The following is a 25,598-nucleotide window of genomic DNA, read 5'->3' on the forward strand; positions in this document are numbered from 1 at the left end:
ATGGATGAAATACTCACAGATTAACCCGCCGCAGCGCCTGCTGATGGGGCCAGGACCGATCAATGCCGACCCGCGCGTGCTGCGCGCCATGTCCAGTCAGTTGCTTGGGCAATACGATCCGGCGATGACGCACTACATGAACGAAGTGATGGAGCTTTATCGTGGCGTGTTTCGTACCGAAAACAGGTGGACGTTGCTGATCGACGGCACCTCACGCGCCGGGATTGAAGCTATCCTGCTTTCCGCTATCCGCCCTGGCGATAAAGTGCTGGTGCCGGTCTTTGGCCGTTTCGGCCATCTGCTGTGCGAAATTGCCCGCCGCTGCCGTGCTGAAGTGCACACTATCGAGGTGCCGTGGGGGGAAGTGTTCACCCCAGATCAGATTGAGGATGCCATTAAAACCGTCCGCCCGCGCCTGCTGCTGACGGTGCAGGGCGACACCTCCACCACCATGCTGCAACCGCTGGAGGAGCTGGGCGCCATCTGCAAAAAGTATGGCGTGCTGTTCTATACCGACGCTACCGCCTCGATTGCCGGTAACGTGCTGGAAACGGACGCGTGGGGGCTGGATGCCGTCTCCGCAGGCATGCAAAAGTGCCTGGGCGGCCCTTCAGGCACGTCTCCCATCACTCTCAGCCCGCAGATGGAAGCGGCAATCCGCAAGCGTAAATGCGTGGAGGAGGGCATCCGCACGGCGGCGCACCAGGATGGGGATGATGAGATGATCTACTCGAACTACTTCGATCTTGGGATGATCATGGATTACTGGGGGCCGGAGCGGCTGAATCACCATACTGAAGCGACGAGCGCACTGTTTGGCGCCCGCGAATGTGCGCGCCTGATCCTCCAGGAGGGGCTGGATAACGGCATCGCACGGCACAAGCTGCACGGCGATGCGCTGTTAAAAGGCATTCAGGGTATGGGGCTTGAGACCTTCGGCAACCTGAAATACAAAATGAATAACGTGCTGGGGGTAATGATCCCGCCGGGCGTTAACGGCGACCAGGTTCGCAAGCTGATGCTGGAGGATTTCGGCATTGAAATCGGCACCTCCTTTGGGCCGCTGCATGGCAAAGTGTGGCGCATCGGCACCATGGGCTATAACGCCCGCAAAGATTGCGTGATGCAAACCCTGAGCGCGCTGGAGTCGGTACTTAACTATCTGGGATTCAGCACCACCCAGGGCGCCGCGATGCAGTCAGCCTGGGATCATTACGCAAACGGGAGCTGCTGATGAGCGATAGCCTGATGAGTGCCGCCAGCGCGGCGCAGGCGGCCGCCAGAGTGATGGCGCGCTGCGATCGTCTGGCGGAGATCTCCGAAACGCCGGGCTTTCTGACGCGCGTCTATCTCTCGCCGGAACATTTACAGGCTAACGCGCTGGTTGGTGAGTGGATGCGCGCAGCCGGTATGCGCGTCTGGCAGGATAGCGTGGGCAATATCTGCGGTCGCTATGAAGGGCTGGAGCCTGGGGCACCGGCGCTGCTGCTTGGCTCTCATCTTGATACGGTTCGTAACGCGGGACGTTACGACGGCATGCTAGGCGTGGTGACGGCGATTGAAACGGTACAGGCGCTGCATCAACAGCAACTGCGCCTACCGCTGGCGATTGAAATTGTGGGGTTTGGTGACGAAGAGGGCACGCGGTTTGGCATCACGTTGCTGGGCAGCCGTGGCCTTACCGGCAGCTGGCCGGAAAGCTGGATAAGCCATCCCGACGGCAACAGTATCACCGTGGCGCAGGCGATGGCGGATGTGGGGCTGGATGGGGACGCCGTGCATCAGGCGGCTCGTAAAGTCAGCGATATCGCGGCCTATCTTGAACTGCATATTGAGCAGGGGCCTTGCCTGGAGCAGGAGAACCTTGCGCTGGGTGTGGTCACCGCTATCAACGGCGCGCGTCGTCTGAACTGCCAGTTTGTTGGCGAAGCGGGCCACGCCGGTACGGTGCCGATGTCGCACCGTAAAGATGCCCTGGCCGCTGCGGCGGAATGGATGGTGTACGTTGAACAGGCTGCGCCGAAGCATGGCCCACAGCTGGTGGCGACGGTAGGCACGTTGCACTGTTCGCCGGGTGCGGTCAACGTCATTCCGGGCGTTGTGGCGCTGACGCTGGACGTGCGCGGGCCTGAAGATCAGCCGCTGGCAGAGCTGCTCTCTGACCTGCTGACCCAGGCGGAAGTGATCGCGCTGCGGCGTTGGCTGACCTTCCGTTCAGACGAATATTACCGCATCCCCGCCACGCGCTGCGATGAAGGGTTGCAGGCTACCTTAACGCAGGCGGTTTCCGCTGTGCAGGGCCGCAGCCTGGCGCTGCCGAGTGGTGCCGGACATGATGCCATTGCCATTGCGGAACGCTGGCCGGTCGGCATGCTGTTTGTGCGCTGCGATCGCGGTATCAGCCATCATCCGGCGGAATCGGTAAAGGAGAAAGATGTCGCTCTGGCGATTCAGGCTTATGCCAGGGCGGTATTTGATGTGGCATCAGGAGACAGAGAATGACGCTGGATGAATTCAATCAGGCACCTGTGACGCAGGCGAGCGAGCAGCTGGCCCACTGCGTGGCCATCCCGGCGTGGAGATCCGCGCTGGTGTCGGCAAGGCCGTTTCCCTCGCTGGATGCTCTGCTGAAGCAGGGGGATACGCTGGCGCGCCAGTGGGATGAGCAGGCGCTGCATCAGGCGTTATCGGCGCATCCGCGTATTGGTGAAAAAGCGCAGGGTAACAGCAAAGAAGCGGGGCTTTCACGCGGCGAACAGGGCAGCGTGAATGCGCAGGATGCGGCATTAAAGCAGGCGTTGCAGGCGGGAAATGCTGCCTACGAGCAACGTTTTGGCCGCCTGTTTTTAATTCGCGCAAAAGGCCGTAGCGGTGAAGAGATGCTGGCAGAGTTACAGCGACGTATGGCTAACGATCCGCGCCAGGAGCAGCAGGAAGCGCTGGATCAGCTACGTGAAATAACCCTGTTGCGCCTTAAGGAGACCTTTGCATGAACACCATAACCACCCATGTACTGGATACCGCCCTGGGGAAACCGGCGGCTGGCGTCAATATCCTTTTAGAACAGCAGAGAGCGCAGGGCTGGCAAACCGTTGCCAGTGGCGCTACCGATGGCGACGGGCGCATTAAAGATCTGACGCCGCAAGGCCTGGCGGCTGGCCGGTATCGTCTGGTTGCCGATCTCTACAGCTATTTTGCCGCCAGCGGCCGTGAAGCCCTCTACGTCAGCGCGCAGATCGATTTCCTCCTTCCTGAAGCAGGCAGTCACTATCATCTGCCTTTTCTGATCTCTCCCTGGTCGTGGTCTACCTACCGCGGCAGCTGATTGGGCTACTCAATCTCTTCCGGTGGGCGGGCTGACTCCCGGCCGCCCACCGGGAGGGTAAAACCGCCTGTTGCGACAGGTAAACAGTGAAAGGTGTCATGATGAGCGTCAGGCCAGAAGATACGCGTTATCCGGCAGGGAAAACCTTTGCCTGGGGATTGCAGCACGTGCTGACAATGTATGGCGGTATTATCGCTCCGCCCTTGATTATTGGCTCTGCCGCCGGACTGCACGGCGCAGAGTTGGGGCTGCTGATTACGGCTGCGCTGTTTGTCAGCGGCTTCGCCACCCTGTTGCAGGCGCTGGGCGTGCCGGGGTTTGGTTCGCGGCTGCCGTTGGTGCAGGGAGTCTCTTTTGCCGGGGTGGCAACTATGGTCACGCTGGTCACCAGCGGCGGCGGCCTGCCGGCTGTCTTTGGCGCGGTTATCGCCTCTTCGCTGATTGGCCTGCTGATTGCGCCGCTCTTTGCCCAGATCATTCGCTTCTTTCCCCCTGTGGTCACCGGCACGGTGATTACTGCGATTGGCCTTTCACTGATGCCGGTGGCGGCCCGCTGGGCGATGGGCGGGAACCCAACGGCTCCCGACTACGGCTCAACGGCAAATATTGGCCTGGCTGCGATGACTCTCGGGCTGGTGTTGTTCCTTAATCGCATTGGAAACAGCACGGTGAAACGATTAGCGGTGCTGCTGGCGATGGTGCTGGGGACCCTGTTTGCCGTGCTGAAGGGAAGCACGCATTTTTCTGCGGTGCTGCGAGGCGACTGGGTGGCAATGCCGGGCATATTGACCTTTGGTCTGCCGGTGTTCGACGTGGCGGCGATCCTGTCGATGACGCTTATCGTTCTGGTTCTACTGACCGAGACGACAGCGGGGCTGATCGCCATTGGCGAGATTGTGGGCACCGAAGTGGATGGCAAACGCATCGCCAGCGGTCTGCGGGCCGATATGCTGACCAGCGCGCTGTCGCCGGTGTTCAACTCGTTTCCGCAAAGCGCCTTTGCGCAAAACATTGGTCTGGTGGCGATAACCGGGATCAAAAGCCGTTATGTGGTGGCAGCAGGCGGAGGGATTCTGGTGCTGTTGGGGTGCCTGCCGGTTCTCGGCAGAATAGTGGCGGCGGTGCCAATGCCGGTACTGGGCGGAGCAGGTGTGGTACTGTTTGGCACCGTGGCCGCCAGCGGGATCCGCACGCTGGCAAAGGTGGATTACAAAGAGAATATGAACCTGGTGATTGTCGCCACCTCCCTGGCCTTTGGCATGATCCCCATCGTGATGCCGTCGTTCTATGACCACTTCCCCAACTGGGTACGCACTATTTTCCATTCAGGCATCAGCGCCGCCTGCCTGGTGTCGGTGGTGCTGAATATCCTCTTTAACAGCGTGGCAAAGCAACCGGCAAGCGCGCAGCCCTCTCAGGAGAGACATTGAGCGCGAACGCAAAGCAAAAGAAAACCCGCCAGCGGCGGGTTTTTTATGCCAGCGCCTGAGGTTACAGGCTGAAAGCGTCGGCATCGCGCCAGGCGGGGAAGCGTTCACGGTATTCCCGCAGGGTTTCCAGCGACAGTTCGGCGTTCAGGATCGCGGGCTGGTGCGCTTCGCCTGCTGCCAGAATCTCGCCCAGCGGGCTGATAATCCGGCTGTCGCCGCTGTAGTGATGATTATTACCATCGCTGCCGACACGGTTACAGCCAGCGATATAAGCCTGATTTTCAATAGCACGAGCCAACAGCAGCGCCTGCCAGTGACCGGCGCGCGGTGCGGGCCAGTTAGCGACATAGAGCGCCAGGTCATAGTCGTTAGCATTGCGTGAAAACACCGGGAAGCGCAGGTCATAACAGACCTGAGGCAGAATGCGCCAGCCGCGCCACTCAACAATTTCACGGCGATCGCCCGCCAGGTAGTGATGGTGCTCATCAGCCATGCGGAACAGGTGGCGTTTGTCGTAATGGTGAACTTTGCCGTCCGGTTCTACCAGCAGAAAACGGTTCACTGCCCCTTTTTCCGTCTGGATAGCCGCACTGCCACCAACCATCGCCCTGGTGGCTCTGGCCTTCTCATGCAGCCATTCGATCACGCGTGCCTGCGGCAGCGAGCTTTTCGCCGCTTCCATCGCAAAACCGGTGGTAAACATCTCCGGCAGGATAATCAGGTCACGTCCCTGCAAGTCCGCCAGCAGCGTATCAAAGAAGGCGAGGTTCGCTTCGCCCTCCATCCAGACCAGCGGCTGTTGTAAAACGGTGAGGTTTAAAGTTGACACAGGCGCTCCGCAGCGGCATCCAGCGTGGCTTCCTGCTTGGCAAAGCACAGGCGGATCAGTTTATGAGGAAAGGCGTCGGCGCAGAACACCGACAACGGGATAGCCGCCACGCCCACTTCTTTGGTCAGCCACTGACAGAACGCCACATCATCCAGCTCAGAAATGGCGCTGTAGTCAGCCAGCAGGAAGTAGGTGCCCTCACACGGCAGAACCTCCAGCCGACTGCTTGCCAGCGCCTGCACAAAGCGGTCACGGCGGGCACGATAGAATGCCGGCAGCTCGCGGTAATGCTCTGGTTCAGCGTTGAGCATATCCGCCAGCGCCAGCTGCGCCGGCGTATTTACCGAGAAGGTAAGATACTGGTGCACTTTACGTACTTCCGCCATCAGCGCGGCGGGTGCTACACAGTAGCCAACTTTCCAGCCGGTCATATGAAAGGTTTTGCCAAATGAGGAGACCGCAATAGCGCGCTCACGCAGCGCTGGATGTGCCAGTACGCTGGCATGGCCCTCGTCGGCAAAACAGATGTGCTCATACACTTCATCGCTCAGGATGTAAATTTCCTGCTCTTTCACAGCCTGCCACAGCGCGGCAAAATCGCTTTTCTGCCAGACGGTGGCAGAAGGATTATGCGGCGTATTCAGGATCACCAGACGGGTACGTGGCGAAAGCAGAGCAGCAAATTCCTGCCAGTCCACGCGGAATAAAGGCGGTTGCAGGGCAATACGCTTCGTCACGCCGCCCGCCAGAGTAATGGCTGGCGCATAGCTGTCGTAGCTGGGATCAAAGCAGATCACTTCGTCGCCAGGGCGCACCAGCGCGGTAATCGCCGCATAGAGCGCTTCAGTAGCGCCGGAGGTCACGGTAACTTCGCTATTGCTGTCCGGCCGGTAGCCATAGAGTTCGGCACTCTTGGCGGCAATCGCATCGCGCAGCGGCTGGACGCCGGTCATCGGCGCATACTGATTCGCGCCGACGCTGACATGATGTGCCAGACGCGCTTTCAGATAATCGGGGCCGTCAAAGTCAGGAAAACCCTGCGACAAATTGATGGCGTTATGCTGCTGTGCCAGCGCGCTCATTTGCGTGAAGATGGTGGTGCCCAGTGCAGGTAGTTTGCTCTCTGGAATTAGCGAAGTCTGGCTCATAAAGAGTGGCCCTAACGGTTTTTAAGATGTGTCAGCCCTGTGTTGCTGCCACTATAGCGTCGATGCTACTATTTGGCAATCGAGACGCTTAGACGTCCAAATGGCGCTGTCTGACCGGAAAAAAGCCGGCAAAATAAGGAAAGGTATGAGCATAACCCCGCAATTGGATCAGCTGGTAGAAGCGTGTCACTGGATCGGAGCGAAAGGGTGGGCGCCCGCGACGGGCGGTAATATGTCAGTACGTCAGGACAGGGAATATTGCCTGCTCAGTGAGTCGGGCAAGGATAAAGGCACCCTGACAGCTGACGATTTCATTCAGGTAGAGATTGCCACTAATCGGGTTCCCTCCGGACGCCAGCCTTCGGCTGAAACCGGCCTGCACACGCTGATTTATCGCCTGTTTCCTGAGGCGGGGGCCGTGCTGCATACCCACACTGTCAACGCAACGGTGCTTTCGCGCGTTGAGAAAAGCCCTGCCGTTGTTTTGCAGGGTTATGAAATGCAGAAAACTTTGGCCGGACAGCGCTCGCATCTTGATGCCGTAGCGGTTGCGCTGTTTGATAACGATCAGGATATTGATGCTCTGGCGGAACGTATCGCCCGGTTTGCAGAGACAACGCCGCTGCGTTACGGTTTTTTACTGCGGGGGCATGGGCTGACCTGCTGGGGAAAAGATGTGAACGAAGCCCGTCGTCATCTTGAAGGTCTGGAATTCCTGTTCCAGTGTGAATTACAACGTCGTGTGCTGGAGGCCAAATGATCCGCGCGATTATTACCGATATTGAAGGAACGACCAGCGATATCCGCTTTGTTCACAACGTCCTCTTCCCCTATGCGCGGGAGAATCTCGCCGCCTTTATTGCCGCCTTCCAGCATCGGGAAGATGTGGCGATGGCGCTGACCGATCTGCGTGATGAGATTGCTCAGCCGCAGGCGCCGGTTGAAGATCTGATCACCGTGCTGTTTAATTTTATGGATGAAGACCGCAAATCCACCGCGCTGAAAGCCCTACAGGGAATGATTTGGCACGATGGCTACGTCAGCGGCAGTTTTACCGGCCATCTCTACCCGGACGTTCTGCCTGCTCTGGAGCGGTGGCGTCAGCAATCGATTGATCTCTATGTTTATTCCTCCGGATCGGTAGCGGCGCAGAAATTGTTATTTGGCTACAGCGATGAAGGTGATATCACTGTGTTGTTCAGCGGCTATTTTGATACGCATGTCGGCGCCAAGCGCGAAGTGCAATCCTACCAAAATATTGCGGCTGAGATTGGCCTGCCTGCCCACGAGCTGCTGTTTTTATCTGATATTCATCAGGAACTGGATGCTGCGCAGGAAGCGGGTTGGAATACCGTGCAGTTACTGCGTGGCGAAGCGGATGCGCAAAGCCGCCATCGTCAGGTAAACCGATTTGATCAAATCAACCTGGAGCTTTTTACCTCATGAGTGCACTCACTATTTTTACCGACAGCGAAGCGACCAAGCCGATCTGGCACAGCACCGATGCTGAAGAAATTCGTCAGCAGCTGAATGCCAAAGAAGTGCGTTTCGAACGCTGGGAAGCCGATCGCGATCTGGGTGAAAACCCATCGCCCGAGGCGGTGATCACCGCTTATCAGCACGCCATCGACAAGCTGGTGGCCGAAAAAGGGTATCAGAGCTGGGATGTGATCAGCATGCGTGCCGACAATCCTCAGAAAGAGACGTTAAGAGGAAAGTTCCTCTCTGAGCATACCCATGGCGAAGATGAAGTCCGTTTCTTTGTGGAGGGCGCCGGGCTTTTCTGCCTGCATCTGGATGGACATATTTATCAGATCCTCTGCGAGAAGAACGATCTGATCTCTGTTCCCGCCGGCACGCCGCACTGGTTTGATATGGGGTCTTCGCCGCATTTCACCGCCATCCGTATCTTCGATAATCAGGAAGGGTGGATAGCTAACTTCACCGGCGACACTATTGCCGATGCCTATCCGCGTCTTCCTTAACCTTCAGCAGTGCGGGGAAGCGCTGGAATAGCGGCTCCGCGCCCCGTCTGGTGGTGAAGGGTGAACAGATGTTTTGCCTCGCTCAGCTCTGTTTTTTGGTATGGGGTTGCAGGGTGTAATGGGGATGACGGTCTGCCAGCAGCAGCAGGAGTTCATATTCGCCCTGGCTGAGCGGAGAGGGGTTTTTAAGTGTCTCTTTTGTTTGCCAGACGCGCAGGCTGACATTAAACCGCTCTGCGGCGTTTTCCTGCGAGAAATTGGCGGCTTGTCGTAATTCACGCACGTTGGTCATGACGGGAACGGGGGCGATTTTTTTCAGAGGATGCTCCTTAAAACGAAGGGAATTCATGGGTTGAAGTCCCTTCTTTAAAAAAACGCGCTGCTTACGGGGAGCGGCGCGCTGACAGAATGAAAAATCTCATCTCAGGATGAGTGACTTGTTAACCGGTTGCGATAGTGGTCTGACAACAAAAAGTTATAGCACAACACAGCTCATATCGCTGGCAGCGTGAAACGGCTGATAACGCTGCCAAGAGCCTCTGTCCTGCCGCTCAGGCTGCCGGCAGAAGCGGACACCTGCTGAACCAGCGTAGCATTTTGCTGCGTAACACGATCCAGCTCGGCAACGGCAAGGGTCACCTGTGATATCCCTTTACTCTGCTCATCGGCGGCAAAGGCAATCTGCCCGATAAGCTCGTTAACACTTCCCACGCCACGAAGGATCTCATCCATGGAGTGACCTGCGCTGGCGGCGGCGCGGCTACCTTCACCAATACGCGCCAGGGTTTCTGCAATCAGCCCCTCAATTTCTCTGGCAGCCGTGGCGCTTCTTTGGGCCAGGGTTCGCACTTCGGATGCCACCACGGCAAAGCCCCGTCCCTGTTCGCCAGCCCGTGCAGCCTCAACCGCTGCATTAAGCGCCAGAATATTGGTCTGAAAAGCAATGCCGTTGATAGTGGCAGTGAACTGCCTGATTTTTTCCGATCCCTGCTCAATACCGCCCATAGCGGAGACCACGGTTTTTACCAGCTGCTCACCCTTCTGCGTGGTGCGGGTGGTCACGCCAGCCAGCTCGCTCGCCTGGCGGGCATTTTCGGCACTGTGCTTAACTGTTGCGGTAATCTCTTCCATACTTGCAGCGGTCTGTTCTACGGCTGCGGCCTGCGTGGCGGTTCTGCCAGAAAGATCGCTGTTACCTCCGGCTATCTCTCCCGCCTCATGGTGCAACAGCACGGCGTTGTCACGCAGGGCGGTCACGGTATCAAGCAGACTGCGCTGCATCTCCCTGACCAGAGGTACCAGCTGACCCACACAGTTCCGCCCTGAATCTTCCACTTCCTGCGTCAGATCGCCATCGGCGATAACCCGAAAATGGGCGCGGATTTTCGCCACCGGACGTACCAGATGCACGACCAGATAGCGATCGCAAAAGATCAGCAGCGCCGCGGCAATAAACAGTGCGGTCAGGAAGAGCTGGTCAAGCTGAGTACTTTCCGCCCTCAAAGCAGCATGATCGGTAATCAGCTCCTGCTGAAGGGCGCTAAGCCGCTCCTGCGCCGCCGCCGCATAACCTGGCGCACCTGTGCTGAGCACGCTTCTGTAAGTATCCCAGGCTGCGTCCGGCGGGATGGCAGGCAGCAATGCTGCCCTCTCTGTTAACGTGCCTTGCTGCATAACAGCACCAGCCTGGTTCAAAAATACCAGCTGTTGTGCCAGAAGATTGGTCTGGTCTGCATGACGATTAATTTCACGCATGACCAGCGTTCCGTAGCCTGTAGCCAGGGCCATCAGGCTCAATACGGCGATAAGTATCCACAATACGACACGGCGTATGGTGAAGTTTTTGAGAAATTGCATCTGTTTTCCCCGGTGTTGACTGGTAAATGCTGTGGCTGATCATTATTGGTTTTATATAGAGCGCGCTTAAATAGTACGCTATGTGTTGTATCCTGGCACATCCCGGAAAAAAGGAAACAGAGAGTCTGAGAGAAATTTCAATCGTGAAAAGTGGATTATTTCATTAAAGAAAAGGGTAATGGCGGCAGGCCTCTTGCGCGTTAGCGCAGCGTGGAAAAATGGTACTTTAAGCGTTTATTACTATTGCAGGAAAAGGTAAAAGGGGGGATTAAATAAGATAAGAGTGCCAGAGGCCGCCAGGCTGTTGCAGGATCAAACCCAGCGAGAGAGTTTAGTGGATAATAGTTTGAAATCGTAAAGCGAAGAGGGAGAAACAGAACGGCATTTTTTTCTTAGCTTCTCTGTCTCTGCGACCTTTGCTGATTGTGTTGCATAGATGACAACGTTACCGCTGGGCGTAGTACAGTATAATAAAGTCTTAAAATAGCTGCTGAACACCTCTAAAAGTGAGGGGGAATGAATCGGGGAAATATGATAATTCATTATCAGCCAGCCGTCCGGCGTCAGCGATGCAGCACAATTTTTAATAAAGTCACCCATTTTTTGCAGTGAAACCATATCTTCTGCCGAGTACAAATCGGAAAATATATGCGAGTACTGTGTTTTGTTTTTCCGCATAAAAGCTCCGGCGTCCTGAGCAAAATAAGAGATATTGTTAACCTCAGGAATAAAAAAGTATTTCCTTGCAATATTGATGACTTTTTTTCTCAGCTCAACAACATCTATACTGATCTCATTATCATAAGCGTGAAGCCCGCGAACAAGGCTGCCGCCACCAAGCCCGAGAACCAATACTGACCGGGGCTTTTCCAGGGCGACGGACATCAGCATCCCTTTGATATAGTTATGAACCGGCACCTCAGGATGGTTCCTGTTCATTTTGGTCTGTTCAAAGATACTATCGAATCTCATAATCCGATAATTCCTCTTATCGACCACAAAAATAGTGCCATACCGATCCCTTTCACTCGCCACCTTGATTTCATCTTTATGGGGAAGAGAGAGAGCTGAAAATAATTTTTCAAAAGGCATGTATCACCAATTATCGCCTGGCAGGGAAGAGGGCGTGTTTGTTGCTAAAAAACACGCTTTGAATTAACTATTAAATCACAAAGGTAAGCCCGTCTGCCAGTCAGAGTATAGCGCCCGCGAGGAAAGAAGCCGCAGCGAACGCAGTCACTTCAACAATTAAGAAGCCAGGGAGTGCCTGTGCCGCCGCGTGGCTTCTTACCTGAAAACGCCTGTTCTGGGCGGTTAACCGTGGGGCTGGAAAATACCCGCTTCCACCTGCGCAGGCGTGACTACACCTGTATCCAACACCCAGCCGCTAATCAGTGCTGCTGGCGTCACGTCAAAAGCAGGGTTGTAAACCTCAGCCCCTTCAGGTGCCCACTGTACATCGCCAAAGCTGCCTGCCACGCCGGTAACTTCACTGGCTGCACGCTGCTCAATCGGAATGGCGCTGCCGTCCGGGCAGGCTGAATCGAGCGTGGTATGCGGAGCGGCAACATAGAAAGGAATGCCGTGGTAATGCGCCAGCACTGCCAGACTGTAGGTGCCAATTTTGTTCGCCACATCGCCATTGGCCGCAATTCTGTCTGCCCCCACCCAGATAGCATCAACCTGTTTTTGCGCCATCAGGCTCGCCGCCATGCTGTCGCAGATCAGGCGATAAGGAATGCCCAGCTCTCCCAGCTCCCACGCCGTCAGACGACCACCCTGTAACAGCGGGCGGGTTTCATCAACCCAGACCTGCTCAACGTTGCCTTCCTGCCAGCCGCGCGAGATCACCCCAAGAGCTGTGCCCACACCCGCAGTTGCCAGTCCGCCGGTATTACAGTGCGTCAGCAAACGGCTGCCGCGTGGGATAAGCTTTGCTCCAGCCGTGGCGATGTTGTCGCACAACGCTTTATCTTCCTCGACCAGGCGCAGCGCCTCAAAGGTCAGCGCGGTAACATAGTTCTCCTGCGCCAGCGCCAGCTTCATACGATCCAGATTATTCATCAGGTTAACGGCTGTAGGGCGCGAAGCCCGCAGCACTTCAAGCGCCTCCGCCAGCTCAGCTCTGGGTAGCCCCTGCTCTGCCAGCAAGGCCAGTAGCAGACTGGCGGAGAGACCTATCAACGGCGCGCCGCGGACTCTCAACGCCTTAATATGGCCAACCAGGTCTGCAACACCGGGCGTAGGGCACCAGATTTTTTTCTGCGGCAGGGCCTGCTGATCGAGGATCCAGAGCTGGTTATCACGAACTTGTAAGCTGGTTGTGCTCAGTGTCTGCATAGAGGTTAAATCCTGGTTGCGTAGTCAGGGCATATTGTGCCAACATGCTGGACGGATGTATAGACGTCTGAACGGCTTTTACGTCAACATTTGCGCTGAAGTTAGCGGGCGCGACGGTCAGGCTGGAACGTATTGAAGAGGGTGAGTGAATGTCGCAATACCGTACCTTCACGGCTACAGATGCCGTGGAATATGCCCGCCAGTTCGGCGGTGTTGAAAAGCCAGAAAGTCTGGTTGAGTCCCAGGAAATTGGTGACGGTAACCTTAACCTCGTCTTTAAAATATTCGACAACCAGGGCGTCAGCCGCGTCATCGTCAAGCAGGCGCTGCCTTATGTCCGCTGCGTGGGCGAATCCTGGCCACTGACGCTGGACCGCGCCCGCATTGAAGCGGAAGTGCTGCAAATTCACGGGCAATATTGCCCCCAGCACACGGTAAAAATCCTGCATTACGATCCGCAACTGGCGGTGATGGTGATGGAAGATCTCTCCAGCCATGCCATCTGGCGTGGCGAGCAGGTTAAAGGCGTTGATTATCCTCAGGCGGCTTCTCAACTGGGGGAATATCTGGCGCAGACGCTGTTCCATACTTCAGACTTTTATCAGCATCCTCACCAGAAAAAAGCGGATGTTATCCGTTTTACCAATCCTGAACTGTGCGATATCACGGAAGAACTCTTTTTCAACGAGCCTTACGAAGTGCATGAACGCAACGGCTATCCTCGCGCGCTGGAGCCGCTGGTTGCCACGCTGCGTAATGATGATGAGCTTCGCCAGAAGGTGGCCGGGCTTAAGCATCGTTTTCTCTCCCACGCTGAAGCATTGCTGCACGGTGACGTGCACAGCGGGTCGATTTTTGTGGCAGAAGGCAGCCTGAAAGTGATTGATGCGGAGTTTGGTTATTACGGTCCAATCGGGTTTGATGTTGGCAGTGCAATAGGCAATATCCTGATCAACTACTGTGCGCTGCCGGGCCTGCTGGCACCGCGTGAAGCTGCGGACGCGCGCGAAAAAAGGCTCAGAGATGTGAGCGCCACCTGGCAGAGTTTTGCCGAAGGTTTTCTGGCGCTGGCGGCAGAAAAATCGCGGGATCGCGCGCTGGCTTACCCAGGCTACGCCGCAGAGTTTCTGCAAAAAGTCTGGCGCGATACGCTGGGCTTCTGTGGAACTGAAGTGATCCGTCGTACGGTGGGGATGTCGCAGGTCGCGGATATCAAGAGCATCCAGGATGAGGCGATGCGTGATGAGTGCGTGCGCCAGGCTATCACCCTGGGCCGTACTCTAATTCTGGCGGCCGATCGTATCGCTGACAGCGATGCGTTGATTGCCCGCGTTCGTCAGAACGGCTGAAAGCCACCACGCAGAAGTACCGATTAACGCCTTTGCGCCTCTGTAACGCCTGATGCACTGCATCAGGCGTTTTCTGTTTTACCGATTGTTTTGCGCCAGCCAGGCTTTATGCCGCCTCTGGCAACGGTCTGGCAGAGCGCTGAGGTAAGAGTACAACAGCGGCGATAATAAACAGAACCAGCGTCAGCGATGCGCTGTAGCGGCTCAGCTCAAGGCCCCCTTGCGCCAGTGGCTTATCCAGAAAATCGCCTACCACGGCACCTAATGGACGCGTCAGGATAAATGCGGCCCAGAAGATAGCCGTACGGGACCAGTGGGTAAACAGGTAGCAACCGACCAGAATAATCAGCGCCGCGGCAAAGAGCACAATGCCACCGGCATAGCCCAGCCCGGCCGAATCTGCTGTCCAGTCACCCAACGCGGTTCCCAGCGTCTGGGAAAACATAATAGTTATCCAGTAAAATATTTCTGTACGGCGGTTATTCACGGAGTGAACCGCTACCGTGCCGCAGAGCGCCCACCAGAAGAAGAGCGACGTTGCTAACAGAGTACTTAAAATCACTGAGCCACCGAAATAACCTATGCCTAAAGAGCGATCGGCGAAGTCGGCAAGCGTAGTTCCCACCGTGGTTGTGGCGATAACCGTAAACCAGTAAATAAAGGGATTAAATCGGGTCGATTTAATTTGTACGGTTACGGCAAATAAAAAAATTACCGCAAAAATCAATGTGCCGGTTAAATATCCCAGATCCATAGACATGGTAACGGCATCGCCGCCGGTTTCACCCAGCGTAGTTGCCGCTATCTTGATTAACCAGAAGATGGCTGTCACAGCGGGGATTTTAGTCAGGGCTTGTTGTGGTGTAGTCATGGTGCGTCTCTCGCCAAAGGTATTATCTGTTTTTTTTTATATCGCCTGGAACCGTCGGGCAGTAAAGCCACTGACTGGAGGTTCCCGCTTGAGCATAACTTTAGAGAGGATTTATTAGTTTTAAATTAAGATAAACACAAAAGTAAAAGATTTAGGGTGGGCGTTAAAGCCGGTGATAATGAATCAAGTGATTAGTTTATATAAAAAAGCCGGGTTTTATCCCGGCTTGCCTGTTTTACTCTGCTGTTAAGCTGCTTCACTCTTTCTTATCTGTTCTGCCGGCTTTACCGGCTGCGTGGCCAACTCCTCAGGCTCGAATTCATCCACATTGATTGAACGCAGGCGGCTGGTTTCCGCGCGGATTAATATGCTGGCTTCCTGTTCATCGATCCATTTCTCCTGCAATCCCTGTTTTGCCAGTTCATCCAGACGGGTAAACGGAAGCGGCTTTTTGAACTGCTTGCAAAGACGATCGTGGATCGCTTCTGCCGCCATCACGTCTGCCAGTGCCTCTTCCAATTGACCTGCCGGATTGTTATCACCTGGCGTCAGGTACATGCCGCGCCCTAAACGGCTGCGGGTCGCTGACGGCGTTTGCAGCATCCGCGCCAGCTGATGATCCAGACGGTCGGAAGGGGCGCGGCAGTGACGGCCCAGCGGGAATACTACTGTTCTCAGCATGCCCGCCACCAGCCGGTTAGGGAAGTTACGCAGCAGATCGTCCATCGCCACTTCAGCCTGATTCAGCGCATCCTGAACGCCCCAGTGCAGTAACGGCAGGTCAGCCTCATTACGTCCTTCATCCTCATAGCGCTTCAGTGATGCAGAGGCAAGATAGAGCTGGCTCAGCACATCGCCCAGCCGGGCAGAGATACGTTCGCGACGCTTCAGGCTGCCGCCCAGCACCGACATAGAGACGTCCGACAGCAGTGCCATGTTGGCGCTCAGGCGATTCAGATGCTGATAATAACGACGCGTGGCGTCGCGGGTGGGCGAAGCGCTGGTACGACCGCCGGTAAGTCCGAGCCACAGGCTGCGGGCAGTGTTACTTCCCACATGGCCTACATGACTGAACAGCGCCTTATCAAACGCAATCAGATTATTGTTCTGCGCGGCGGCCATCTCTGCCAGCACATAGGGATGGCAGCGGATAGCACCCTGGCCGAAGATAATCATGCTGCGGGTCAGGATATTTGCCCCTTCTACCGTGATGGCAATGGGTGCGCCCTGATAGGCCCTGGCCAGGAAGTTACTTTTGCCGAGCATAATGCCCTTGCCGCCAGCAATATCCATCGCATCCATAATGGCGCGCTGCCCGCGGTGGGTGCAGTGGTATTTCACGATAGCGGAAAGCACCGCCGGTTTTTCACCCAGCATAATCCCGGAGGTAATCAGCGTGGCGGCCGCATCCATCACGTAAGCATTTCCGGCGATGCGTGCCAGCGGCTCTTCAATGCCCTCCATTTTACCAATAGGCAGGCGGAACTGACGCCGGATATGGGCATAAGCGCCGATAGCCAGCGCAATGCTTTTCAGGCTGCCGGTAGAGTTAGAGGGCAGGGTGATACCGCGTCCTACAGAGAGACATTCAACCAGCATACGCCAGCCCTGACCGGCCATTTTTGGCCCGCCAATAATGTAGTCGATAGGGACAAAGATATCTTTGCCGCGCGTCGGGCCATTCTGGAACGGAACGTTTAACGGGAAGTGTCGGCTGCCTATTTCCACGCCAGCCGTCTCTGTCGGGATCAGCGCGCAGGTAATCCCCAGCTCTTCTGTTTCACCGAGCAGATGTTCAGGATCGGACAGCTTGAAGGCCAGCCCCAGCACCGTAGCGACAGGTGCCAGAGTAATGTAGCGCTTATTCCAGGTCAGGCGCATACCCAGCACCTGCTCTCCCTGCCAGTTACCCATACAGACCACGCCGGTATCGGGAATGGCGCCTGCATCCGACCCCGCTTCCGGGCTGGTGAGGGCAAAGCAGGGGATTTCCTCTCCGCGAGCCAGACGCGGCAGATAGCGATTTTTCTGCTCATCGGTACCATAGTGCTGCAACAGCTCACCCGGACCGAGTGAATTAGGCACGCCAACGGTGATTGCCAGAATGCCGGAGACACCAGCCAGTTTTTGCAGCACGCGCGCCTGGGCATAGGCTGAGAAAGCCAGCCCGCCGTACTCTTTCTTGATGATCATCGCAAAAAAGCGCTGCTCTTTCAGATAGGCCCAAAGCTCAGGCGGCAGATCGGCCATTTCATGCGTGATTTGGAAATCGTTGGCCATACGACAGGCCTCTTCAACCGGCCCGCTGAGAAAAGCCTGTTCCTCTTCCGTCAGCCGTGGCTGCGGATAGTTGTGCAGTTTTTTCCAGTCTGGCGTGCCGCGAAACAGATCGCCTTCCCACCAGGTGGTGCCAGCCTCAATGGCTTCTTTTTCCGTGCGTGACATTGGTGGCATTACTTTACGGAAGGTTTCCAGCATTGGTCTGGAAAACATTTTCCGGCGCACCGAGAGCAGCGTAAAGGGCAGCAGTATGATGATCAGCGGGATCAGCAGCCATGGCGTCCAGATGTGGGCCATCGACCACGCGGCGGTCCAGAGCAGCAGAATTGCGCTGCCCACCAGCAGACTGACGCGGTGATAAAACAGAGCGCCGATCAGCACGATCGTCGCGACGATACTGAGAACCATCATAACTGTTGCTCCATAAGTAGTAAGAGGTCTGACCTGTTGGATACAGGTTTAATCGAGATAAACTTGCTTAGCAAACTGTTTACATAATAATTACAACCTGGCTCACAAACCGGTCGCATCAAAAGTCAAAGCAGTGGCGCAGGGCGCAGGGCGCTTTTCGCCCTTCTCCCAACTTGGTAAACTGGCAACAACCTCACCTATAAAGGACTTCCCCTATGTATCAGGACATCATTCGTGCAGAGCTTAACGAAGCCGCAGAGACGCTGAATAAATTTCTCAGCGACGAAGCCAATATTCACGCCATCCAGCGCGCGGCGGTGCTGCTGGCTGACTCGTTCAAGGCGGGCGGAAAAGTGCTCTCCTGCGGTAACGGCGGTTCGCATTGTGACGCCATGCATTTTGCGGAAGAGCTGACCGGTCGCTACCGCGAAAATCGTCCGGGCTACCCGGCTATCGCTATCTCTGATGTCAGCCACCTCTCCTGCGTCAGCAATGATTTTGGCTACGATTTTGTCTTCTCTCGCTATCTGGAAGCGGTGGGTAAAGCGGGCGATGTGCTGTTCGGGATCTCCACCTCTGGTAACTCCGCTAACGTTATCAAAGCGGTCGAGGCGGCGCGTGCGCAGGGCATGAAAGTGATTACCCTGACCGGTAAAGATGGCGGCAAGATGGAGGGTATGGCCGATGTGGAAATTCGGGTGCCGCACTTTGGCTATGCCGATCGCATTCAGGAGATCCACATCAAGGTTATCCATATTCTGATCCTGCTGATCGAAAAAGAGATGGCTGAGTAAGCATTCAGGCCAGCGCCGCTGGCCGCTACGTGAGGGTTTTCTATGTGCGAACTGCTCGGGATGAGCGCGAATGTGCCAACGGATATCTGCTTTAGCTTTACCGGCCTGGTACAGCGCGGGGGAGGGACGGGGCCGCACAAAGATGGCTGGGGCATTACCTTCTATGAAGGAAAAGGGTGCCGTACTTTTAAAGATCCCAGGCCCAGCTTTAACTCGCCAATCGCCCGTCTGGTGCAGGAATACCCGATCAAGTCCTGCTCGGTAGTGGCCCATATCCGCCAGGCTAACCGGGGTGAAGTGTCGCTGGAAAATACCCATCCGTTTACCCGTGAGGTCTGGGGACGTAACTGGACCTATGCGCATAATGGCCAGCTTAAAGGCTATCGTGGGCTGGATACCGGGCAGTTCAGGCCGGTTGGGGAGACGGACAGCGAGCAGGCGTTTTGCTGGTTACTGCACAAGCTGACCACGCGCTATCCGCGCACGCCGGGCAACTGGCCTGCGGTGTTTCGCTATATTGCAGAGCTGGCGGGGGAGCTGAGGGAAAAAGGGGTATTCAACATGCTGCTGTCAGATGGGCGCTATCTGATGGCCTTCTGTTCCACCAATCTGTTCTGGATAACCCGACGCGCGCCGTTTGGCAAAGCGACACTGCTGGATCAGGACGTGGAAATTGATTTTCAGAAGCAGACCACGCCAAACGACGTGGTCACGGTGATCGCCACTCAGCCCCTGACGGGCAATGAAACCTGGCACAAGATTGAGCCAGGCGACTGGGCGCTATTTTGTCTCGGTGAGCGCGAGCGCTGAACCTGAACCCGGCGTGCTGAGCAGCGGCCCGTTCAGCACGTAGCGACCAGCATTGACGCTGACGGAGGGCGGCAGGCGATTCTGCACAAACTGTGCATAGCCCGGCTGCAACTGCTGCCAGAAGCTGTAATAGACAGAGTTACGATGGCGCTGTAAGTTGCTGTCCGTCATGCGGAACGGGTAAATGCTGACTTCAACACGCGGCTGGCCGTTACGCAGCGCCGCTTCCACATAGTGATAAATATCGTCGATGTTAGCATCGGTCATCGCATAGCAGCCAATAGAGACGCAGCTGCCGTGGATCATCAGGTATTTCCCCTCATAACCCTGCTGACGATCGTATTCGTTGGGGAAGCCAACGTTAATCGCGCGGTAGAAACGGCTGTCCGGCTTTAGCTGGGAAAGGCCTACGCTGTAAAAACCTTCCGGACTTTTAAAATCACCCTGACGACGTTTTGGGCCTAAGCCGCCCGAGAAATTACAAATGCGATAGCTGTTGAGCAGACGGTAGTCGTTACCAATTTTGCCATACAGCTCAAGCGTACGTTCTTCTTTAAAGATCTGAATATAAACGGGGGTGCCGAGTAACTGTTTCTTTAACTCTTTGCTTACCGGGGCGAGCGGCGTGACCGGTGTGACGGGTACGCTGGCGATGGCTACGGCTGGCAGTAAAAACATCGCAAACAACAGTGCGATTTTGCCCATTCTGGTTCCCTTGAAAAGAGGGGTGGATGCTACGCCCGCAGGCGCTGTTACTTGCAATATCGGAGAATTCCGCTATCGCAGCGCCACATTAGCATTGTCTATTTTTTTATCAAGAGAGCACAGGAGAAAACAATAAATAAAATTCCCCTGCCGCTGCGCTTTGCGGCACTAAACGCAAGTTGAAATCATCCTGATTGACTGTATACTTATCCAGTGCATCTGGGGGGGATATGCGTAAGATCATACACGTTGATATGGACTGCTTTTTCGCCGCCGTGGAGATGCGCGACGATCCCAGCCTGCGTGATATCCCCCTTGCCATTGGCGGCAGTCATTTAAAGCGCGGGGTGATCAGCACGGCGAATTATCCCGCCCGCAAATTTGGCGTACACAGCGCTATGTCCACCGCAATGGCGCTGAAGCTCTGTCCCCATCTGCGGGTGATCCCCGGCCGCTTTGAAGCCTACAAAGAAGCCAGCCAGCATATTCGTGAAATCTTCTCGCGCTATACCTCACTGATTGAACCGCTTTCGCTGGATGAAGCCTATCTGGACGTTACCGATAGCCCGCATTGCCACGGGTCGGCAACGCTTATCGCCCGCGAAATCCGCCAGACCATTGCGCGCGAGCTGAACCTCACCGCCTCTGCCGGGATAGCTCCCATCAAGTTTGTGGCCAAAATCGCCTCTGACTTAAACAAACCCGACGGGCAGTTTGTGATCACTCCCGATGCGCTCTCCGGGTTTCTGGTGACGCTGCCGCTGTCGAAGATCCCAGGAGTAGGAAAAGTCACCGCGAAAAAGCTGGAGGAGATGGGGTTAAAGACCTGTGCGGACGTGCAGAAAACCGATCTGGCAGCCCTGTTAAAGCGTTTTGGCAAGTTTGGCCGCGTAATCTGGGAACGCAGCAACGGCATTGATGAGCGGGAAGTGATAACGGAGCGGCTGCGGAAATCCCTGGGCGTGGAGCGTACGCTCTCTGAAGATATTCACAGCTGGGAAGCTTGTCTGGAGGTTATCGACAGGCTTTATGAGGAGCTGGAGCGCAGGCTCATCAAAATCAAACCCGACCGGCAGATTGCTCGTCAGGGGGTAAAACTCAAGTTCGACGATTTCCAGCAAACCACCCAGGAGCATGTCTGGCAGGAGCTGGATAAGGATGATTTGATAGCGGTGGCGAAAAAAACCTGGGATGAGCGGCGGGCAGAGCGGGGCGTCAGGCTGGTGGGGCTGCACGTTACCCTGCTGGACCCTCAGCTGGAGCGGCAGCTGTTACTGCTGCTCTGAATCGGGGCGGAAAATTTTCCGCCCCGCTGCCATTTACTTAGCAGGAATCGCTTTCAGCAGGGCCGTCAGCAATTGCCAGTAGAGGCCAACGCTTGCAATGTGCACCTGCTCGTCCGGCGAGTGGGGGCCGGTAATGGTCGGGCCAATAGAAACCATATCCATTTCAGGATAAGGTTTTTTGAACAGACCGCACTCCAGACCCGCATGGATCACCTGAATGTTCGGCGTTTTGCCAAACAGTTTTTTGTAGGTTTCACCCACCAGGGCCATAACCGGTGAAGAGGCATCGGGCTGCCAGCCCGGATAGCTGCCTTTCGCCACGGTGGTGGCACCGGCCAGGTCGCCCAGCGCAGTCAGCATTTCCACCACGTACTCTTTACCGCTGTCGATCAAAGAGCGGATCAGGCAGTTGATATGCGCTTCTTCTTCCTTCAGCGAAACCACGCCCAGGTTCAGCGAAGTTTCAACCACGCCTTTCATCACGTCTGAATTGCGGATTACGCCGTTTGGCGTGCTGTTCAGCAGCGCAATAAACGCATCGCGGCTTTGCGCCGTCAGCGCCTGGCCGCCAGCCGCCACGTTTTCAATCACGACGTTGATATTTTTCTCTTTCAGGCTCAGTTCAGCCTTCAGCGTTTCCAGATAGCCCAGTGCCAGGCTTTTCAGCTCATCCACTTTGTCCGCAGGAACCGCCAGCGTGGCAATGGCCTCACGCGGGATGGCGTTACGCAGCGTACCGCCGGTGAAATCGACCAGTCGCAAATCAAGCGCTTTTGCGTGGGCAAACAGGAAGCGAGCCAGCAGTTTATTCGCATTGCCCAGACCGACGTGAATATCACAGCCGGAATGGCCGCCTTTCAGCCCCTTGAGGGTCAGTTTCAGCGGCTCATAGCCCGCCGGCACCGCTTCACGGCTGACGGCCAGCGTGGTAGTGAAATCAATCCCACCTGCGCAGCCCATATAAATTTCACCTTCCTCTTCCGAGTCGGTGTTGATCAGAATTTCGGCCTGCAACCAGTTGGGTTGCAGCCCAAAGGCTCCCACCATGCCGGTTTCTTCGGTCATGGTCAGCAGCACTTCCAGCGGGCCATGCTCCACGTTTTTATCAGCCAGTACCGCCAGCGCCGAGGCCATGCCAATCCCGTTATCCGCGCCCAGCGTGGTGCCACGCGCTTTTACCCATTCGCCATCAACCCACGGCTGGATAGGATCTTTTGTGAAGTCATGCACCGTGTCGTTGTTTTTCTGCGGCACCATATCCAGGTGCGCCTGTAGCGCTACCGGCTTGAGATTTTCCAGGCCCGGCGTGGCGGGTTTGCGGATCAGAATATTGCCCACGGCATCACGATCAGTGGCGAAACCCTGCTCTCTGGCCCAGGACAGAATGTGTTCTGCCAGCGCCTCTTCATGATAAGAAGGGTGGGGAATAGAGCAGATTTTGGCAAAGATATCCCACAGAGGCTGAGGGGAGAGTTGAGATAATTCAGACACGATAAATCTCCTGTGCCAACACCATCGGCCAGCAGCGCTGCCAATAGCGAGCATATTGAGCAAGTGGATGACTCCCGTCAGACTCTCTGACGCGATGGGCAAAGAATATCATCGTTTCCGCGGTGTTGCTTACTTCACACAAGGAAAAAAGCCGCCCGGCGCTGGTTTTTAGCCGCTCAGATCTCTATAATTCCGCGCAACCTCTCCCATTGTACATTTTTAAGCCAACACCATTGGTCGGGACTCCTTTTATGAGTGAAAAATACGTCGTCACCTGGGACATGCTGCAAATTCATGCCCGTAAACTGGCCCAGCGCCTGCTTCCTGCCGATCAGTGGAAAGGCATTATCGCGGTCAGCCGCGGTGGCCTGGTCCCTGCTTCTCTGCTGGCTCGTGAGCTTTGCATCCGCCATGTCGATACCGTATGCATCTCCAGCTACGACCACGACAATCAGCGTGAAATGAAAGTGCTGAAGCGTGCAGAAGGCGACGGTGAAGGTTTTATCGTGATTGATGATCTGGTAGATACTGGCGGGACCGCGCAGGCGATCCGCGAGATGTATCCAAAAGCCCACTTCGTGACTATTTTTGCCAAACCTGCCGGTCGCCCGCTGGTAGATGACTACGTGGTGGATATCCCACAGAATACCTGGATTGAACAGCCGTGGGATATGGGCGTGGTCTATATTCCGCCGCTGGTGAAAGGCTGATTGACGCGCATCAAAGTAACGCCCGGTTCTGCCGGGCGTTTTTTTTTACGGTTAGCGCACTGCTACAGGCTGCGATAGACTCATCCCACGCCCTGTGCTGGAGGAACGTCACGCCATGTCACCAAAGAATCTGAGTGAGGAGCTGTTCAAACCTCGCTTTAAGCATCCTGAAACCTCATCATTAGTTCGCCGTCTTCATCGCCATAAGCCGCTGCCGATCCATTCGGCGCTGGAGGGGGAGAGCCACGCGGGCTGGTATCGCATGATCAACCGGCTGCTGTGGACCTGGCGGGGATTGCCCCTGCAAGAGATCAGTGAAGTGCTGGCCCGTATAGCTAACAGCCGGGTAGAGCATACTGACGACAACCTTCTGGATACGGTAATCGGCTACCGGGGCGGAAACTGGATTTATGAGTGGTCAAAGCAGGCTGCCCACTGGCAGCAGAAAGCGGGCGAAGTCGCTACCCCAGAGGAGGCCGGACAGTGCTGGCTCCATGCCGCTAACCTCTATGGTGTGGCGGGCTATCCCCATCTGAAAGGGGATGAGCTGGCGGAACAGGCACAGCTGCTGGCAAATCGTGCCTATGAAGAGGCTACGTCGCGGCTCTCCGGTGAGTTAAAAGAGCTGGAGTTCCCTGTTCCCGGCGGCAGCCCGATTTTTGGCTTCCTGCATATGCCGCCAGGCGTCAGCGCCCCCTATCCGACCGTGCTGCTGTGCGGCAGCCTGGATTCGCTGCAAACCGACCATTACCGACTGTTCCACGATTATCTGGCCCCGCGCGGCATTGCTATGCTGACAATTGATATGCCGTCGGTTGGTTTTTCAGCGAAGTGGACTCTCACGCAGGACGCCAGTTTTCTGCATCAGCAGGTGCTGCGTCACTTAGAGAATGTGCCCTGGGTAGACCATACCCGCGTTGGCGCATTTGGTTTTCGCTTCGGCGCAAACGTGGCGGTACGGCTCGCCTATCTGGAGTCGCCGCGCCTGAAAGCGGTAGCCTGCCTGGGGCCGGTGGTTCATACCCTGCTGTGCGATAAAACGCTTCAGGATCGCGTACCGGAAATGTATATGGATGTGATGGCCAGCCGTTTAGGCATGGCTACCGCCTCCGACTCTGCGCTGCGGGTCGAACTGAACCGTTACTCCCTTAAGTTACAGGGGTTGCTGGGGCGTCGCTGCCCAACGCCGATGCTTTCCGGCTACTGGCCAAACGATCCCTTCAGCCCGGAAGAGGAGTCAAAGCTTATTGTTAACTCCTCCGCAGATGGGAAACTGCTGCCGATAGCGCTCTCACCCGCTATGCACAACTTTGATAAAGCGTTACGTGATATTGTCGACTGGTTAGCGAAGCGGTTAACGCGATGAGTTGCTATAATTCAAACCTTTGCTATAACAAGCAGACTCAACCCGCCGATCGCCTGAATCGGGCGGGTTAGTGGATTGATTAACAGGCGCATTACAGGAGAGTAGATGATGACGTTACCAAGTGGGCATCCTAAAAGCCGCTTAATGAAGCGCTTTGGATCGCTGGGTCCCTATATTCGCGAAGCGAAATGTGAAGAGGAGCGTTTTTTCTTTGACTGCCTGGCCGTTTGCGTCAACGTTAAACCCTCACCTGAGCTGCGCGAGTTTTGGGGCTGGTGGATGGAGCTGGAAGCACAGAGCGACCACTTCACCTACGAATACCACTTTGGACTGTTCGATAAAGAGGGCAACTGGAAGCCGTCGACAGTCAAAGGAAAAGAGAATAATGAACGGCTTGAAGAGACCTTGCGCAACTTCCATGTGCGGCTGAAAGCGCTGCTGGAAGAGATGAAGCTGGGGCTGAAACCCGCTGCCGGTTTCAATGATGAGCCGGTCAAGCTGACCGCCTGAAGCTGAATAATCCGTGAAAAGGCTGGCAATGCCAGCCTTTTTTTCAGCTTTTTCAGCGAGATAACCAGGGTAAAACTACCCCAGTGCGGGAAAGGGGAGAG

25 protein-coding genes are annotated in these 25,598 nt (G+C 55.8%); 15 read left to right on the forward strand and 10 right to left on the reverse strand.

Features of this window, described 5'->3' with window-relative positions; genetic code table 11:
- Nucleotides 1-4: 4 nt before the first annotated feature.
- From AAH450_RS07245 to AAH450_RS07265, 5 genes are all read left to right on the forward strand, one after another.
- Nucleotides 5-1,234 (forward strand): pyridoxal-phosphate-dependent aminotransferase family protein, encoded by a 1,230-nt coding sequence (locus AAH450_RS07245; RefSeq protein ID WP_342909635.1) that lies wholly within the window; start codon nt 5-7, stop codon nt 1,232-1,234.
- Nucleotides 1,234-2,502: an allantoate amidohydrolase gene (gene hpxK / locus AAH450_RS07250; RefSeq protein ID WP_342909636.1), complete on the forward strand. Its 1,269-nt coding sequence runs from the start codon at nt 1,234-1,236 to the stop codon at nt 2,500-2,502. Before AAH450_RS07245 ends, hpxK begins: the two co-directional genes overlap by 1 nt.
- Nucleotides 2,499-2,993, forward strand: a complete 495-nt coding sequence (uraD, locus tag AAH450_RS07255; RefSeq protein WP_342909637.1) for a 2-oxo-4-hydroxy-4-carboxy-5-ureidoimidazoline decarboxylase — start codon at nt 2,499-2,501, stop codon at nt 2,991-2,993. Before hpxK ends, uraD begins: the two co-directional genes overlap by 4 nt.
- Complete coding sequence (gene uraH, locus AAH450_RS07260) at nt 2,990-3,325, forward strand: hydroxyisourate hydrolase (RefSeq protein WP_342909638.1); 336 nt, start codon at nt 2,990-2,992, stop codon at nt 3,323-3,325. The genes uraD and uraH overlap by 4 nt, the downstream gene beginning before the upstream one ends.
- A 101-nt stretch (nt 3,326-3,426) precedes the next feature.
- Nucleotides 3,427-4,755, forward strand: coding sequence for a nucleobase:cation symporter-2 family protein (locus tag AAH450_RS07265; protein ID WP_342910357.1), 1,329 nt, complete (start codon nt 3,427-3,429; stop codon nt 4,753-4,755).
- Between the two features lie 61 nt (nt 4,756-4,816).
- Here the strand turns inward: AAH450_RS07265 and AAH450_RS07270 are convergent, their stop codons facing one another.
- Nucleotides 4,817-5,584: an amidohydrolase gene (locus AAH450_RS07270; protein WP_342909639.1), complete on the reverse strand. Its 768-nt coding sequence runs from the start codon at nt 5,582-5,584 to the stop codon at nt 4,817-4,819.
- A complete protein-coding gene (locus AAH450_RS07275) occupies nt 5,572-6,732 on the reverse strand; it encodes a pyridoxal phosphate-dependent aminotransferase (RefSeq protein WP_342909640.1) in 1,161 nt (386 codons plus the stop codon). Before AAH450_RS07275 ends, AAH450_RS07270 begins: the two co-directional genes overlap by 13 nt.
- 145 nt (nt 6,733-6,877) lie before the next feature.
- On the opposite strand from AAH450_RS07275, the gene AAH450_RS07280 reads away from it, so the two are divergent.
- The 3 genes from AAH450_RS07280 to AAH450_RS07290 are packed head-to-tail and all read left to right on the forward strand — an operon-like array spanning nt 6,878 to nt 8,717.
- The gene (locus AAH450_RS07280; RefSeq protein ID WP_342909641.1) at nt 6,878-7,492 is read left to right on the forward strand and encodes a methylthioribulose 1-phosphate dehydratase; all 615 of its coding nucleotides are present in this window, start codon (nt 6,878-6,880) and stop codon (nt 7,490-7,492) included.
- The gene (gene mtnC / locus AAH450_RS07285; protein WP_342909642.1) at nt 7,489-8,178 is read left to right on the forward strand and encodes an acireductone synthase; all 690 of its coding nucleotides are present in this window, start codon (nt 7,489-7,491) and stop codon (nt 8,176-8,178) included. The genes AAH450_RS07280 and mtnC overlap by 4 nt, the downstream gene beginning before the upstream one ends.
- Nucleotides 8,175-8,717: a 1,2-dihydroxy-3-keto-5-methylthiopentene dioxygenase gene (locus AAH450_RS07290; protein ID WP_342909643.1), complete on the forward strand. Its 543-nt coding sequence runs from the start codon at nt 8,175-8,177 to the stop codon at nt 8,715-8,717. The genes mtnC and AAH450_RS07290 overlap by 4 nt, the downstream gene beginning before the upstream one ends.
- A gap of 82 nt (nt 8,718-8,799) precedes the next feature.
- On the opposite strand, the gene AAH450_RS07295 is transcribed toward AAH450_RS07290, so the two are convergent.
- From AAH450_RS07295 to mtnA, 4 genes are all read right to left on the reverse strand, one after another.
- Complete coding sequence (locus AAH450_RS07295) at nt 8,800-9,066, reverse strand: helix-turn-helix domain-containing protein (RefSeq protein ID WP_342909644.1); 267 nt, start codon at nt 9,064-9,066, stop codon at nt 8,800-8,802.
- 143 nt (nt 9,067-9,209) lie between these two features.
- Nucleotides 9,210-10,574, reverse strand: coding sequence for a methyl-accepting chemotaxis protein (locus tag AAH450_RS07300; protein ID WP_342909645.1), 1,365 nt, complete (start codon nt 10,572-10,574; stop codon nt 9,210-9,212).
- A 312-nt stretch (nt 10,575-10,886) separates the two neighbouring features.
- On the reverse strand, nt 10,887-11,666 hold the full coding sequence (locus AAH450_RS07305; protein ID WP_342909646.1) for a spermidine synthase: 780 nt from the start codon (nt 11,664-11,666) through the stop codon (nt 10,887-10,889).
- A gap of 222 nt (nt 11,667-11,888) precedes the next feature.
- Complete coding sequence (gene mtnA, locus AAH450_RS07310) at nt 11,889-12,914, reverse strand: S-methyl-5-thioribose-1-phosphate isomerase (RefSeq protein ID WP_342909647.1); 1,026 nt, start codon at nt 12,912-12,914, stop codon at nt 11,889-11,891.
- 149 nt (nt 12,915-13,063) lie between these two features.
- Between mtnA and mtnK the strand changes: the two genes are divergently transcribed.
- Nucleotides 13,064-14,263 (forward strand): S-methyl-5-thioribose kinase, encoded by a 1,200-nt coding sequence (mtnK, locus tag AAH450_RS07315; protein ID WP_342909648.1) that lies wholly within the window; start codon nt 13,064-13,066, stop codon nt 14,261-14,263.
- Between the two features lie 106 nt (nt 14,264-14,369).
- Here the strand turns inward: mtnK and AAH450_RS07320 are convergent, their stop codons facing one another.
- Both AAH450_RS07320 and fadE read right to left on the reverse strand, forming a co-directional pair.
- Entirely contained in the window at nt 14,370-15,134 is a 765-nt protein-coding gene (locus AAH450_RS07320) for a COG4705 family protein (protein WP_342909649.1), read from the reverse strand.
- Nucleotides 15,135-15,380: 246 nt separating this feature from the next.
- Nucleotides 15,381-17,825, reverse strand: coding sequence for an acyl-CoA dehydrogenase FadE (fadE, locus tag AAH450_RS07325; protein ID WP_342909650.1), 2,445 nt, complete (start codon nt 17,823-17,825; stop codon nt 15,381-15,383).
- Between the two features lie 215 nt (nt 17,826-18,040).
- Between fadE and lpcA the strand changes: the two genes are divergently transcribed.
- Together lpcA and AAH450_RS07335 are read left to right on the forward strand one after the other, a co-directional pair.
- Nucleotides 18,041-18,619: a D-sedoheptulose 7-phosphate isomerase gene (gene lpcA / locus AAH450_RS07330; protein WP_342909651.1), complete on the forward strand. Its 579-nt coding sequence runs from the start codon at nt 18,041-18,043 to the stop codon at nt 18,617-18,619.
- Between the two features lie 42 nt (nt 18,620-18,661).
- Nucleotides 18,662-19,429 carry a class II glutamine amidotransferase gene (locus tag AAH450_RS07335; protein ID WP_342909652.1) on the forward strand — a complete coding sequence of 256 codons (768 nt, stop codon included), beginning with the start codon at nt 18,662-18,664 and terminating at the stop codon, nt 19,427-19,429.
- On the opposite strand, the gene dpaA is transcribed toward AAH450_RS07335, so the two are convergent.
- On the reverse strand, nt 19,400-20,134 hold the full coding sequence (gene dpaA / locus AAH450_RS07340; protein WP_306207655.1) for a peptidoglycan meso-diaminopimelic acid protein amidase: 735 nt from the start codon (nt 20,132-20,134) through the stop codon (nt 19,400-19,402). The genes AAH450_RS07335 and dpaA overlap by 30 nt on opposite strands.
- Before the next feature lie 230 nt (nt 20,135-20,364).
- Here dpaA and dinB point away from each other — a divergent pair, with 230 nt between their 5' ends.
- Nucleotides 20,365-21,420 (forward strand): DNA polymerase IV, encoded by a 1,056-nt coding sequence (gene dinB / locus AAH450_RS07345; RefSeq protein WP_342909653.1) that lies wholly within the window; start codon nt 20,365-20,367, stop codon nt 21,418-21,420.
- Between the two features lie 33 nt (nt 21,421-21,453).
- Here the strand turns inward: dinB and pepD are convergent, their stop codons facing one another.
- Nucleotides 21,454-22,911: a beta-Ala-His dipeptidase gene (pepD, locus tag AAH450_RS07350; RefSeq protein ID WP_342909654.1), complete on the reverse strand. Its 1,458-nt coding sequence runs from the start codon at nt 22,909-22,911 to the stop codon at nt 21,454-21,456.
- A 251-nt stretch (nt 22,912-23,162) separates the two neighbouring features.
- Here pepD and gpt point away from each other — a divergent pair, with 251 nt between their 5' ends.
- The 3 genes from gpt to crl all read left to right on the forward strand — a co-directional run bounded on the left by gpt (nt 23,163) and on the right by crl (nt 25,497).
- Complete coding sequence (gene gpt, locus AAH450_RS07355; protein WP_342909655.1) at nt 23,163-23,621, forward strand: xanthine phosphoribosyltransferase; 459 nt, start codon at nt 23,163-23,165, stop codon at nt 23,619-23,621.
- Nucleotides 23,622-23,736: 115 nt separating this feature from the next.
- Complete coding sequence (gene frsA / locus AAH450_RS07360) at nt 23,737-24,987, forward strand: esterase FrsA (protein ID WP_342909656.1); 1,251 nt, start codon at nt 23,737-23,739, stop codon at nt 24,985-24,987.
- Nucleotides 24,988-25,095: 108 nt separating this feature from the next.
- Nucleotides 25,096-25,497 carry a sigma factor-binding protein Crl gene (gene crl / locus AAH450_RS07365; RefSeq protein ID WP_306207646.1) on the forward strand — a complete coding sequence of 134 codons (402 nt, stop codon included), beginning with the start codon at nt 25,096-25,098 and terminating at the stop codon, nt 25,495-25,497.
- Nucleotides 25,498-25,598 lie beyond the last annotated feature (101 nt).

The sequence above is a fragment of the Erwinia magellanica genome, from assembly GCF_039023495.1.
GTDB lineage: Bacteria > Pseudomonadota > Gammaproteobacteria > Enterobacterales > Enterobacteriaceae > Erwinia.